The following is a 13,815-nucleotide window of genomic DNA, read 5'->3' on the forward strand; positions in this document are numbered from 1 at the left end:
AGGATGACTCATGAAAAAAGTCCTGTATTACCTGCTGCTGTTGGTATTATTCCCGCTCGCTGCAGTGATTGTTATCACGCCCATGGACAGCCAGAAGCAGTATATTTTTGGCCTGATCTCCATTGCTATTCTTATTCTGCTGGGCATCAGCAAAAGCCGCAATATCTCGATGGTAATGGTGTTCCTCTCGGCTTTAATGTCGACGCGTTATATTTACTGGCGCGCCACCGAAACGCTCTCTTTTAATTCTGAAGTGGAAGCCATTCTCGGCATCGGATTATTTCTTGCCGAGGTCTATGTCTGGCTGATCCTGATCCTTGGTTACCTGCAAACATCATGGCCGCTTAAGAGAACCATCGAGCCGATGCCGGACGACATTAACTTATGGCCGACCGTGGATATCTACGTGCCGAGCTATAACGAAAGCCTTGATGTGGTGCGTGACACCGTGCTTGCCGCGCAGTGTATCGACTATCCGCGCGATAAAATCAAAATCTATCTGCTGGATGATGGCAAGCGTAGCGAGTTTGCGATGTTCGCTGCCGATGCGGGCGTAGGCTATATCACGCGTGATGATAACCGCCATGCCAAGGCCGGTAACCTTAACCACGCCATGCGCATCACCAAAGGTGAGCTGATTACCGTTTTTGACTGCGATCACGTAGCCACCCGTGCCTTCCTGCAGGCGACGGTTGCGCCGTTCCTGCGCGATCCCAAACTGGCCCTGTTACAGACGCCACACTACTTCTATTCACCGGACCCATTCGAACGTAACCTGAAGGCCGCACGCGAAATCCCCAATGAGGGCGCGCTGTTCTACGGCCCGGTGCAGCAGGGTAACGATAACTGGAACGCGACCTTCTTCTGCGGCTCCTGTGCGGTTATCCGTCGCTCAGCGCTGGGAAGAGATTGGCGGCTTCGCCACCGAGACCGTGACCGAAGATGCCCACACGGCGCTGAAAATGCAGCGTCGCGGCTGGAAGTCGGCCTTCCTGGCGCTGCCGCTGGCAGCCGGTCTGGCAACGGAGCGTCTGGGGCTGCATATTATTCAGCGTACCCGCTGGGCGCGTGGCATGACGCAGATTTTCCGCGTGGATAACCCGCTGTTTGGCCGTGGCCTGAAATGGCAGCAGCGTCTCTGCTACCTGAACGCCATGCTACACTTCCAGTTTGGCCTGCCGCGGGTGATCTTCCTGACCGCACCGCTGGCTTACCTGCTGTTTAACCTGAACATTATTCACTCTTCTGCCAGCCTGATTTTTGCCTACGTGCTGCCGCACCTGGTGATGTCGCTGTACGTGAACTCCCGCATGAATGGCCGCTTCCGCGCCACCTTCTGGGGCGAGATTTACGAAACGGTGATGGCCTTCCATCTGGTTATCCCGACGATCCTGACCATGATTTCGCCCAAACACGGCAAATTCAACGTAACGGATAAGGGGGGTCTGCTGGACGTCGGCTTCTTTGACTTCAACATCGTGCGTCCTCACGTTATCTGCGCCGCTCTGCTGCTGATTGGCGTGGTGAGCGGCATTGTCCGCGCCGTGGCGCATGACTACTTCGGCGTCGATCCTTACGTGATTGCGCTGAACGTCGGCTGGGCGATATTCAGCCTGATCATTCTGATGGCGGCGATAGCGGTCGCGCGTGAGACCAGGCAGACGCGTAAAACTATCCGTGTTGAAGTCAGCCTGCCTGTGGTGCTGCATTACGCCAGCGGTATCTCCTCGCGCACCACCACCGTGAATCTGTCGATGGGCGGTGCGCAGGTTGTGTCGCCGGACAACCGTCATGAAACGGATGCCATTGAAGCCATTGATGTGATGCTGCAATCCGGCACCATCTCCATTCCGGTGGGCATTATCGGCGCTGAAGATGGCGTGATCCGCCTTAAGTTTGACGAAATGCCGCTCTCGCGCCGCCGTGAACTGGTGCGGGTGGTGCTCTCGCGCGCCGATGCCTGGATTAAACCGGAAGGGCCGAAAGACAAACCTTTCCGTTCCCTGATAACCATTATTCGTACCGTATTTGAACTGTTCTGGCTGACCTGGAAAGATCGTCGCGCTAAGCGTCAGCGTCAGGCCGTGAAGGCTGAAGAGGATGGCGTGGCATGAAGCGATTATTACCTGCGCTCTGTTTTACCGCCGTCCTGACGCTGGGCAGCGTCTGGGCTGCGCCGGAAAGCGTGACTCAGGACAGCAGCGCGCTGTCACAGATCCCGCCGCCAGCGGGCGTCGGCGAACCTTCCGGTTCCGCGACGCAAACTTCCCCGCCTGTTGACTATTCCACGCAGATGAATCAGGCGAACAGCAACGCTGCGGCAATGCCGTGGCGCCAGCCGTCCGCTCCGGCAGCGGGCACCTCTGCGCCGTCAGCAGAGCAAGGTTCGTCAGTAATGGGACAAAGCGCGCCATTATCAGAGCAGAGTTCACCAGTCATGGGGCAGGACGCCTCTTCGGCAGAGCAGAGTTCGCCAGCGATGGGGCAGGACGCCTCTTCGGCAGAGCAGAATTCGCCAGCGATGGGGCAGGACTCCTCTTCAGCAGAACAGGGTTCACCAGCGACAGGGCAGGACGCCTCTTCGGCAGAGCAGAGTTCGCCAGCGATGGGGCAGGATTCCTCTTCGGCAGAGCAGAGTTCGCCAGCGATGGGGCAGGACTCCTCTTCAACAGAGCAGAGTTCACCAGTGATGGGACAGGACGCCTCTTCAACAGAGCAGAATTCACCAGTCATGGGACAGGACTCCTCTTCGGTAGAGCAGAGTTCGCCAGCGATGGAACAAAACTCGCCAGCAGCGGAGCAGGACTCTCCGGCCAGCGCAGCTCCCCAATCCGGTTCAGTGACCGGCCTGCCTGCGGGTCTGCCGCCGTTGCCTGCGCCTGTCGCCATCGCGCCAGCCAGCCCCACGCTGCTGAACCAGCCGCTCTCCAGCACCGTTACGGTCAGCCAGATGGGCCAGACTAACGGTATCTTACTCACCGGCGGCCAACTGCAGTCCGGGATTGTCTTCACGCTGCCAACGGATGAAGTGATCACCAACGCCCGTCTGAACCTGTCGCTCAAAGTGTCGCAGGCGCTCGCCGCCCGTAATACTTCGCTGCAACTCATGCTCAACGGCCAGCCGCTGGGTACTCTGCCGCTGAGTGCTTCAGACAGTGCCAGCGAAGATTATCAGCTCGATATTCCCGCTGCGATGGTGGTCTCCAGCAACAACCTGAGCTTTAAAATTAACGATGCCGACCAGCTGCTGTGCGAGCGCGACAGCGCCAGACAGTATCAGGTCACCATCCTGCCGAAAACCACGCTGCTGCTGGAAGGGCAGCAGCTGAACATTGGCAGCGTGCTGCGTAACTTCCCGCGTCCGTTTATCGACCCGCTGCGCATGACGCCATCCGTGGTGACGATGGTCTTTGGCCAGGCCGTTTCGCCGGGCGAAGTCAGCGCGGCGGCCATCGTCTCCTCCTGGCTGGGGATTCAGACCGATTACCGTGGCATCAGCTTCCCGGTGCTGCGTAACGAGCTGCCGGAGAAAAACGGCATTGTGTTTGCGCGCCCCGGGCAGAGGGTTGCCGGTATCGCCATACCCAACGTGAGCGGCCCGACGCTGCAAATTGTGGATAATCCGGTAAACCCGGTTTATAAGCTGATGCTGGTGATCGGCAAAACCGATAATGATCTTCGGCAGGCCGCCTGGCGTCTGACGCAGCCGCTGAGCGTGGATGTTGCTTCACTGGCCGTTGCCGCTCAACCCCTGCCGATCAGCAAGCCCTATGATGCTCCGCGTTGGATCGATACCGATCGTCCGGTTCGCCTCAGCGAGCTGCTGCGTAAAGATCAAAGCATGACCACTACCGGGATCTGGCACGATGCGCTGCGGGTCAATTTCCGCGCTGCGCCCGATCTTTTCCTTTGGGATGGCGATACCCTGCCGGTGCAGCTGAGCTACCGTTTTCCCTCCGAAACCTGGATCGACGAAGAGAAGTCCTTCCTTAATGTCGGCCTGAACGGCACTTTCCTGCGCAACCTGTCGGTGAACAAAGTTGGCCTGCTGGAGAACATCTGGCATCGTCTGGGCGGCGATGCGCGTCAGGAAAAGTACACCCTGAAGCTCGATCCCTACCTGATTTACGGCGATAACCAGCTGCAGCTCTACTTCAACATCAAACCCAAAGAGAATGCGCCCTGCAGCGTGCTGACCAACAACAACATCAAGAGCCGCATTGAAGATGACTCGTTTATTGACCTGAGCCATACGCGTCACTTTACGCTGTTGCCAAATCTCTCTTACTTTGTGGGCGCCTCTTTCCCGTTCAGCCGGCTGGCGGACTACTCGCAGACCGTACTGCTACTGCCTTCCATACCGAGCAACGCTGAAATCAGTACGCTGCTGGAGATGGCGGGTCGTTCAGGTAATGCCACCGGCGTAGCGCTGAGCAATAACAGCGTAATGTTCGGCATCCCGGCTGGCGGCACCTCGCTGGGCCGTTTGCAAAACAGCGACGTGCTGGCCGTTTCCACGCTCTCTCAGACCGCCTTTAATCAGGCGATGTTGCAGGGCACCCCTTACGAAGTGAACCGCCATACGCTGGGCGTGAAGGAGCCAACGCTGCTGGATAATCTGCGCGGCTGGCTGACCGGCGACTGGTATCGTCAGGCGGTGGATGCCGATCGCTACTTATCCTCCAACGAAGAGTGGCGTGGATTTATCAGCTATCGTTCGCCATGGAGCCACTCGCGCCTGGTGGTGATGACCGTGGCAACCAATGATGCGCAGCTCTCCCGCCTGCATCAGGATCTGACCTCGCCACGTATCAACGCCGGGATCCGGGGCGATACGGCGATTATTACCGATGAAAACGGCATCCGCAGTTTCCGGGTCGGCGCACAGTTCCCGAGCGGACAGATGCCGTGGTACATGATGGTGATCTGGTATGCCAGCCAGCATGCCGTGGTGCTGGCGTTGCTGGCGCTGCTGTTCTCTCTGCTGGTGGGGTTGAGCACCGTCGTGCTGCTGAAGCGTCACGCCTGGAAGCGCCTGAACCCGCAGAACGATCCGTCCCCTGGCGAGAAGAAGTAATAACCATGATGAAAATAAAAACGCTTACCGCCAGACTTCGTCAGCATTGGGTGCCGGGCATGACCTTAGCCGCTTCTGCGCTGGTTTTCCCGACGCTGGCAGCAGAGAATAATCCGGCTATTCAGGCGCTGTTCGATCAGGCCAACTACTGGCACCAGAAGGCGCATGACGAGCTGGCGCGCGACGCGCTGAACAAAGTGCTGATGGTGGATCGTGGCAATACGCAGGCGCTCTATCTGATGGCGCTTTGGACGCAGCAGAGCGGCGACACGGCGACTGCCGCGACATGGCGCACCCGCCTGAGCGAAGCCTCGCCCAACGATCCGCGGCTGGTGGAGCTGGACCAGGCGCGCCAGATGCAGTCTATCCCGACAGCGCAGCTTTCTCTGGCCCGTCAGCAGGCGCGCAGCGGTAACATTGCCGCCTCTCTGCAAACCTGGCGCAACACCTTCAGCGGCAATGAGCCGCCAGCCAGCGTGGCGGCAGAATATTACCTGACGATGGCGGGCGATCGCACGCTGCTGCCGCAGGCCGTGGATAACCTCCGCCAGTTCGCCGCGCAGCATCCTCAGGATACCGGCGCGAAGCTGGCGCTGGGTAAGGCGCTGACCTACCAGGAATCGACCCGCCGCGAAGGATTGCAGATACTGGAAAGCATGGCAGACGGCAATCCGGATGCGGATCGTTCTCTGCGCCAGGGGCTGATGTGGTTAGGCCCGCAGCCGGGCGATGCGCCGCTCTATCAGACCTACCAGCAGCGCCATCCGCAGGATCGCACGGTGATGGAGTATTACCGTAAGAATGCGGGCGGTGCCGAGAAAGGCCAGGGCTTTACCGCGCTGAACAGCGGCGACGTCAGCGGGGCGCAGTCGGCGTTTAATCAGGTGCTTCAGGCCAACCCGGAAGATGCGGATGCTTTAGCCGGTCTGGGTTACGTTGCCCAGCGCAACGGTAACTATGCGGCCGCAGCCGACTATCTGGAGCGTGCGGCGAAGCAGGGCGGAGAAAACAGCCAGCAGCGTCAGCAGCAGGCGGCAGATGCCCGTTTCTATGCGCAGCTGGCTACCGCGCAGCAGGCGATGAAAGCGGGGAACACCGCTCAGGCGCTGAGCTTAAGCGAACCGTTAACCCAGGCCGGGGGCGAAAAAGGGACCGCCGCGAAGCTGTTCCGCGCGGACGTACAGCGTCGCAGCAATCAACTGGAGGCGGCCGAACAGACTTACCGCTCCGTGCTGCAGAGTGATGCCGATAACCGCCCGGCGAAAGAGGGGCTGTTTTACGTGCTGCGCCAGCAAAACCGTGGCGCTGAAGCGAACACCCTGTTGTCTTCCCTGCCGGATAGCGTGCGCGAAAGCGTGACGCCACGTCCTGCTGTCACCAGCGATCCGGTACGGCGTCAGGCCAAACAGGCGCTGGCAGCAGGTAACACGCAGCAGGCCACTGCCATTCTCCAGCAGGGCATTCAGCGCTTCCCCTCCGATCCCTGGCTGCGTCTGGATCTGGCCCGCCTCTATCAACAGCAGGGGAATACCTCCCTGGCGGCCGGGATCATGCAGCCCGCTTTCCGTAGCGGCGCCAGCAACAACGAGATTTACGCCGCTGCGCTGTTCGCCAGCGAAAGCGGTGCCTGGCAGCAGGCACAGTCGCTGATTTCCCGTATTCCTGCCCGCAGTCAGAACAGCCAGATGCGTGACCTGTCGCACCGTGCCAACTTCAATCTGCAGATGGCGGTGGCGCAACAGTATCTGGCGCAGGGCTCAAACGCTGCCGCAGCGAACACGCTGAAGGCGCTGGCGGTGAACCCACCAGAGAACCCGGCTGATGCGGGCAACCTGGCGAAAGGGCTGGCCGATGCGGGCGATTTGTCCACCGCGGTCACCGTGGTGCGCACTAATATGCAGCGCGGCGTGCAGGGCAACGCTGGCGACTATGCAGCCCAGGTCGCGGTACTGAATCAGGCCGGTCTGAGCAGGGAGGCGCAGAGCTTCCTCAGCAACCCGGAACTGCAGTCCCGCAGTACGCCAACCCAGCTGGCTGGTATTCAGAATGGCTATGTCATTCAGGAAGCTGACCGTCTGCGCGAGCAGAAGCAGTATGCTGCCGCTTATGACAAGCTGATAGGCGCGTTGCAGCACGACCCACAAAACACCGACTTAATGTTTGCGATGGCGCGTCTCTATCAGTCCGGCAAAATGAATAAAGATGCCGGCGTGGTGTACGACTACCTGCTGACCCGCGACACGCCAACCCAGGATGCGCGGGTGGGCGCAATTGACGTGGCGCTGGCAAACAATGACCTGCCGAAAGCGAAAGGTCTGGTAGCCGGACTGCGCGGTGAGCAAACCCCTGAACGCCTGCTGTTAATGGCGCGCGTGGCGGAAGCGGATGGCGATCACCAGCAGGCGCTGGCCTATCTGCGCACCGCGCGCGGTAAAATGATCGGTCTGGAAGGCGCTTCTACCGGTACCAGCCCCGCTATCGGCGGCCTGTCGCTCGCAGACAACCCGTTTATTAACCGTACCACGCCTTCCCAGCGTCGTTCCCCTTCTGCCTACGGTGCCGTGATGCCGTGGCAGCAGGCTCCCGCAGGCAGCGATGCGGCGTTGCAAACCACCAGCGCAGACGTTCCTTCCGAACAGAGCCGCACTCTGCATCAGATCGATACCATGATGGACGATCTGCAGGAGCGCACCGGGACCTGGGTACAGGGCGGCGTGCAGGTCAGAGGGCGCGATGGCGAATCGGGCCTCAGCAAGCTGACGGAAGCGAAAGCGCCACTCACCTGGTCTACCGTGCCGTATGGCGACACGCGTTTCGACTTCACCCTGACGCCGGTAACCCTGAGCGCGGGCAGCGCTTCCGGTTCAGCGGCGCCGCGCTTTGGTACGCAGGCGCTGGAACAGGGCCGCAGCGCCCAGGCTAACGATATTCTGCCGTCGCAAGTGAAGCTGAATTCACCCGGCTCGCAAAACGCCTCTGGCGTGGAAGTGAATCTGGGCCTGACGAACGATAAGTTCAAAATCGATCTGGGCTCGACGCCGCTGGGACAGGATCTCAGCACGCTGGTGGGCGGCATTCAGTGGTCGCCCAAGCTGACGGATTACCTGACGCTGATCCTGACCGGCGAACGCCGCGCCGTCACCGACAGCCTGCTCTCCTATGTGGGTATGGAAGATAAGCTGAGCGGTAAACGCTGGGGCCGCGTGACCAAAAACGGTGGTAACGCGCTGTTAAGTTACGACAACGGCGATGCGGGCTTCTACTTCGGCGCGGGCGGCTACAGCTACCTGGGCGAGAATGTGGAGAGCAACCAGAGCGTGATGGGCTCGGCAGGGGCGTATGTCCGTCCGTTCCACGATGACAGCAGCGAGCTGAAAACCGGGATCAGCATGAGCTGGATGGATTTCTCGAAAAACCTCAGCTACTACACTTACGGTCAGGGCGGTTACTTCAGCCCGCAGAACTTTGTTGCCGTCTCGTTACCGGTGGACTGGAGCAAAGATTACGACGATCTGAAAGTGAAGATGGGCGGCTCGGTGGGGTATCAGTCTTATTCACAGGATCGCAGCGCTTACTTCCCAACCGATCCCGATAAACAGGCGCAGCTGGAAAGCTATTACAATGCCGGTTACGCCACCGAGGCCTACTACGCGGGCGGCAGTAAAAATGGCATTGGTTATAATCTGCACGCAGGCGCGGACTACAAGGTTAACAGAGACGTGACCATCGGCGGTCAGCTGGGCTACGACACCTTTGGTGATTACAACGAAAGCACCGCGAAACTCTATTTCCGCTATATGCTCGGGGACAAATAGGCATGAGTGAACTTACACAGCGCACGCTGAATTACTATCGGCAGCAGCAGTATCAGCCAGGCTGGTTTGACTTACTGAGCGTGATGATCAACGGCATGCTGCGCAACGCGGGTGAGCGGGAGAGCCACGCTTTCCTGCAGCAGATGGGCGAGACGTTAGCGACCCGCTATCCGCTGGGTGCTTTACAAACCGTAGGGGATCTGGAAGCGCAGATCAACGCGGTGCTGGCGCAGTTCAACTGGGGTTTTGTCGATGTGCAGCCGAGTGAGAGCGCCATGATCATCTCCCATATGGCGCTGCCGCCGGGTGATGGTTTGATGGATGCCCGTCAGTGGCGTCAGGCGTTAGGGGCGGTGCTGCTGGGCCTCTATGCGCGCTGGCTGCGCGATCAGGGCGGCAATCCTGCCGTGTCGTTGGTATGCGAAGAGACGGAAAGTGAAGCTACGCTGAACTTCCGTTATCAGGTATGAGGAAGATAAACATGTCACTGCTCAGGGCGAGCGTTATCATTATTGCCATGCTGCTGGGCTGCGCGCAGGCGACGGCGGCAGAGGGCTGGAGCAGCTTTAAAAACCGCTTTATGACCAGCGACGGGCGTATTCAGGATACGGGCAACAACAACGTCAGCCATACCGAAGGGCAGGGCTATGGGATGCTGATGGCGGTCTGGTACAACGACCGCAGCAGTTTTGACAGCCTGTGGCGCTGGACCCAGCAGCACCTGAAGAATCCGCAAACCGGCCTGTTTTACTGGAAATATATTCCCAATGCGGCGGATCCGGTTGCCGACAAAAATAACGCCTCGGACGGGGATGTGCTGATCGCCTGGGCGCTGCTGAAGGCGGGGCAGAAGTGGCAGAATCCGGCTTATCTGCAGGCTTCCGATCGTATTCAGAAAGCGATTGTTGCCCGTGACGTAATCACCTTCGGCGGCCAGACCGTGATGCTGCCGGGCAATCAGGGTTTCAACAAAACCAGCTACGTCGTGCTGAATCCTTCCTATTTTCTGTTTCCTGCCTGGCGCGATTTCGCCGCCCGCAGTCATCTGAAAGTCTGGAATAACCTGATCGACAGCGGCATGGATCTGCTGTCGAAGATGCGCTTTGGCGATGCCGGTTTGCCGGTTGACTGGGTAGCATTGAATGCCGATGGCAGCGTGGCGCCCGCTACAGCCTGGCCGCCGCGCTTCAGCTATGACGCCATCCGTGTGCCGCTCTATCTCTACTGGTACGACGCGCAAAGTCTGCAGCTGGTGCCGTTCCAGCGCTACTGGTTGGGTTTCTCAAGGCTGCAAACGCCTGCGTGGATTGACGTGATGAGTAACGATAAAGCGCCCTACAATATGGCGGGCGGCCTGCTGGCGGTGCGCGATTTAACGCTGAACCAGACCGGCTACCTCAGCGACCAGCTGGATGACAAGGAAGATTACTTCTCCTCCAGCCTGCAGCTGCTCGCCTGGCTGGCGCTGAAAGAGCACTAAAGAGCATTAAGCAACGCCTGGTTAACCGCTCGGGTTAACCAGGTTGCTGCCTTAGTTCGGATAAGCCACCCAATCGCCGCCGTTGAGCCGTATCCAGGGTTTCCCCTGGTACATCATCACCACGGCATTGTCGTTCTCGGAAATCACCGGCGTCTGCGGCAGGTTTTCCGTGAGCACCGACATATTCACATTGGCGGCGTTGAAAACCTGACCATCCACCACGCGGGAGACCAGGGCTGACAGGGCCTGCAAACTGACCGGAGTTGAAACGTTCAGCGGCCCCTGATGCGGTGCCTTCATGCCGACAAACTTAATGCCAACCGGCACGTGAGTAATGCCCGGACTGGGGATATCGCGCAGGCCGGACATCTGCATTTTGTCACCCTGCAGCGCCGCGCCGTGTTCCGGAACCACCATCACCATTACCCGGCGGCCTGATTTATCCAGGTTGGTCAGAAACGCATCCAGCTGATCGAACAACAGTTTCGCCCGCGGCTGCCAGGCGTCGGTTTTGCTGCTGCCCAGCTCTCTCGTACCGTCATGCAGCGGGATGAGGTTGTAGAAGGTGGCGCTGCGGGCGTCGCTGCTTTTCTGCCGATCGTCCAGCCAGCGTTGCATCACCTCCGCATCGTTCAGCACCGGCGAGCTGTCAAAAGAGGTGAGTTCCGGCCTGATCCCGGCCTGCGACATCAGCGGCGCGCTCAGATTCCCCTGTTCACGTAGCTCCTGCAGATAGTTACCAAATACCCCGGTATGGTCCATCATCAGCTGCTGCTTAAAGCCAAGCTTTGCAAGATTATCAAAAAGATAGCAGCGCTGATCGGCGGGTTTGTAGAGATCGCTGTGCGAGCTCTGTCCGCAGCTTGCCCTTAACAAACGGATGCCGGCCGGACCGCTGTAGCCTGTCGCCGAATTGTAATTGGTCATCATGATATCGAAATGCTTCCACAGCGGATGATCGCTCAGCTGAGCCGCCTCCATGTCGGACCAGGCCAGCGAACAGATATTGATCACCAGGATATCGAACGGGGCCGAATCTGCCGGTAACGCGTCAGGAAAATGGGTGACCTCCTGTTTCTGACTTTCATAAAACGCATTCAGATAGGCCGTCAGATTTGCGCTGGTGGGCGGTGCCGACTGATCCAGCCCGCTGGCGGGGGCCGGCTGCGGTGCATTATTTAACGTCACCGGTGGCGTGGCCTCTTTACCCGGTAACAGCGCAAAGGAAGGACCGGCAAGATTCACTACGTTGATCCATAGCAGCATCAGCGACACCAGCACCGTCACCCTTATCCACTGGGCGATGAACAGGTAGAGCACCAGCATCACAAAACCGGTTCCTACCATTTGCCAGTTGATAAAGCGGTTAGCAAGGTCCAGCAGATAAGCCGCGGAAAAGCCGGTGAGCTGGCTGCCCTGGCTCAGAATGCTCTCCGGTCCCGGCAGCCAGGTGTCGTGCCAGAACAGCCCGATGCCCACCGGCAGGGAGATCCAGTTGCGCAGGCGGTGCAGGCTGTCGGAGCGCACCGGCAAAACCAGCCAGGCAAGAAACACCAGGTTAGTCAGCGCATGAAAGTTCAGATAACCAAACCACAGCAGGCCAAATTTAAGCAGAAAATAGAGGTTCCAGCTGCCCAGTCCGCGCCAGCGTACAGGGGATGTAGCTTCATCAAGAGGGCTCATTGCTTGTCCGATGTTGAAGATTTACGTCGCCAGGTCCCTTCATATTTTAATGAGCGGGGCGGCGTGAAACGCAGGAGCAGCCCGTGCCACTTTTTCGGCAGCCAGCGGGCATAAAAAGGTTTAAGTAACAGCAGTAACAGCACCAGCAGCAGCAGGATCTGTACCCCATCCATCAGCGTCATAAGTCCTCTTCCGGTCGTTGGCCGAGGATAATATCTTGCGGCTGATGACGAGATTTCTCCACTTTCGGCGCTGGTGCAGCCTGCTCAGGCGCCGAAGCCGCAGGGGCCGCGTGCCATGCTGTTTTCACCTTTCCCGCCATCTGGCGTACCTCCGATAAAATTTGCAAATCTTCATACCAGACCAGCCGGTTAGTAAAAATTTCATCATGCGGCAGGCGGAAAATATATTTCAGTGCGGTATCCAGATCGTTAAAGCGACAGGAAGAGAGGAACACGTAAAGCCGATCGCTCGCCAGCGTGACCAGATCGCCATATCGCCGTGGCTTGCAGAGCGTCAGCGCCTGTTCTGGTTTCAGTTCAGGCACTGTGCGCAGCGCAACCAGTAGCCCTTTGCCGTTTTCCGGCAGCAGCGTGTTGTTCACCAGCAGCGTCACCGACTGAGAGAACGCTTCCGGTGAAAGATAGCCCCGCTCCTGCAACGGCTGCATCGATTTCAGCAGAGCGGAAAGGTCAGCCGGCACGTGGCGGTTAAATGACTGGCCCTGAATACCTTCAAGGGTGGTCAGGAACCGGGAGAGGGGCGCGCTGAACGGAACGATGGCATTAACGCCGCAGGCCAGCAGCAGGCGCTCATCGCTGTAGCGCAGTGCCGTTTGCATCTCGCGTACCACGATTTTCAGCCCGCTCCCGCGGGAGATACGCAGGCTGTGAATCTGGCTCGCCATGTCGGAAATGGCGTCGCTGTGCTGCAGGGCAAAAACCACAGTGGCGGCACTGGCCTGCAGAGCGCGATCGTAAACCGCCCTGTTATCATCGAATAAAAGCCACAGGCTGGAGAGGGGGGGAGCGCCTTCCAGCACCGATTTTTCAGCAATACAGAGCTGCTCATCATTCAGGGTCAGCGGCGTATTCTGCTCATCCCGATCGATAAGCCTGAAACAGTGCTCACTGGCAGAGAGACGCATTGCCCGGTCAGCCAGCATGCCATCGCCGTTTGCCCACCAGTTAATGCGGTAATGCCAGCTGTCCTGTTGCCAGTCAAGTTGAGAAAGGCCTTCAAGGTGACGATAAAATACCTGCAGATGATGACGAACGTTATTTATGCCCGATCCCGAAGTCACGATCAGCAGCGAAATTTGTTTGCCGCTTAACCAGCTCTGTAAGCGCTTCAGCCAGCTTTTTATCTCCTCTGCCGTTATTTTTTCCCACAGCAGTGAGGAGGTGAAAAATATTATCAGCCGGGGCTTTTCCGGTAATACCCGCGCCAGATCATCGGTCAGATTCAACAGGGCCTGACGGGTTTCCGGCAGGGAAAAAAGAGGAATGGCATTCGGCCCTCCCTGAGGTGCCGGCGTAAGCAGCGCTTCAGGCTTGCTGCCGGAGGTGATTAAGGCAACCGATCGCTGCACGCTGATGCACTGGCGAGCCAGCAAACGCGCATCTTCTTCCCGGTCAGCGGTCACCCAATAACAACCGGCAGGCTGCATCAGCATGAGTTCATCCCGGACCTGTTCGAAACCCAATGTGAATGAAGAAGCCATAGTTTTTTCCGCAACACGTCCTGTTACATGGGTTAAA

The 13,815-nt window shown here is 58.6% G+C and carries 7 protein-coding genes and 1 pseudogene; 5 read left to right on the forward strand and 3 right to left on the reverse strand.

Annotation, left to right across the window (positions count from 1 at the left end; translation table 11 throughout):
• Positions 1-10 precede the first annotated feature (10 nt).
• From bcsA to Q3V30_RS00720, 5 genes and pseudogenes are all read left to right on the forward strand, one after another.
• A pseudogene (gene bcsA, locus Q3V30_RS00700) lies at positions 11-2,114 on the forward strand (UDP-forming cellulose synthase catalytic subunit).
• A 281-nt stretch (positions 2,115-2,395) separates the two neighbouring features.
• The gene (gene bcsB, locus Q3V30_RS00705; RefSeq protein ID WP_428979273.1) at positions 2,396-5,077 is read left to right on the forward strand and encodes a cellulose biosynthesis cyclic di-GMP-binding regulatory protein BcsB; all 2,682 of its coding nucleotides are present in this window, start codon (positions 2,396-2,398) and stop codon (positions 5,075-5,077) included.
• An 8-nt stretch (positions 5,078-5,085) separates the two neighbouring features.
• Positions 5,086-8,892, forward strand: a complete 3,807-nt coding sequence (locus Q3V30_RS00710) for a cellulose biosynthesis protein BcsC (RefSeq protein WP_306213279.1) — start codon at positions 5,086-5,088, stop codon at positions 8,890-8,892.
• Between the two features lie 2 nt (positions 8,893-8,894).
• Positions 8,895-9,362, forward strand: coding sequence for a cellulose biosynthesis protein BcsD (bcsD, locus tag Q3V30_RS00715; RefSeq protein ID WP_306209518.1), 468 nt, complete (start codon positions 8,895-8,897; stop codon positions 9,360-9,362).
• A gap of 11 nt (positions 9,363-9,373) precedes the next feature.
• Positions 9,374-10,372, forward strand: a complete 999-nt coding sequence (locus Q3V30_RS00720) for a family 8 glycosyl hydrolase (protein ID WP_306209520.1) — start codon at positions 9,374-9,376, stop codon at positions 10,370-10,372.
• A 51-nt stretch (positions 10,373-10,423) separates the two neighbouring features.
• Here Q3V30_RS00720 and bcsG read toward each other — a convergent pair whose 3' ends face one another.
• From bcsG to bcsE, 3 genes are read right to left on the reverse strand one after another with little or no spacing between them, the layout of a single operon-like run.
• Positions 10,424-12,055 (reverse strand): cellulose biosynthesis protein BcsG, encoded by a 1,632-nt coding sequence (gene bcsG / locus Q3V30_RS00725; RefSeq protein ID WP_306209522.1) that lies wholly within the window; start codon positions 12,053-12,055, stop codon positions 10,424-10,426.
• A complete protein-coding gene (gene bcsF, locus Q3V30_RS00730) occupies positions 12,052-12,237 on the reverse strand; it encodes a cellulose biosynthesis protein BcsF (protein ID WP_306209524.1) in 186 nt (61 codons plus the stop codon). Before bcsF ends, bcsG begins: the two co-directional genes overlap by 4 nt.
• Positions 12,234-13,778, reverse strand: coding sequence for a cellulose biosynthesis protein BcsE (gene bcsE / locus Q3V30_RS00735; protein WP_306209526.1), 1,545 nt, complete (start codon positions 13,776-13,778; stop codon positions 12,234-12,236). The genes bcsF and bcsE overlap by 4 nt, the downstream gene beginning before the upstream one ends.
• Positions 13,779-13,815: the final 37 nt, after the last annotated feature.

This window comes from Erwinia pyri (genome assembly GCF_030758455.1).
Lineage (GTDB): Bacteria > Pseudomonadota > Gammaproteobacteria > Enterobacterales > Enterobacteriaceae > Erwinia > Erwinia pyri.

Excerpts from the sequence above, each read along its gene's own strand:
- bcsB (WP_428979273.1), top strand. The coding sequence starts at position 2,396 with ATGGGACAAAGCGCGCCATTATCAGAGCAGAGTTCACCAGTCATGGGG.
- Q3V30_RS00710 (WP_306213279.1), top strand. The coding sequence starts at position 5,086 with ATGAAAATAAAAACGCTTACCGCCAGACTTCGTCAGCATTGGGTGCCG.
- bcsD (WP_306209518.1), top strand. The coding sequence starts at position 8,895 with ATGAGTGAACTTACACAGCGCACGCTGAATTACTATCGGCAGCAGCAG.
- Q3V30_RS00720 (WP_306209520.1), top strand. The coding sequence starts at position 9,374 with ATGTCACTGCTCAGGGCGAGCGTTATCATTATTGCCATGCTGCTGGGC.
- bcsG (WP_306209522.1), bottom strand. The coding sequence starts at position 12,055 with ATGAGCCCTCTTGATGAAGCTACATCCCCTGTACGCTGGCGCGGACTG.
- bcsF (WP_306209524.1), bottom strand. The coding sequence starts at position 12,237 with ATGACGCTGATGGATGGGGTACAGATCCTGCTGCTGCTGGTGCTGTTA.
- bcsE (WP_306209526.1), bottom strand. The coding sequence starts at position 13,778 with ATGGCTTCTTCATTCACATTGGGTTTCGAACAGGTCCGGGATGAACTC.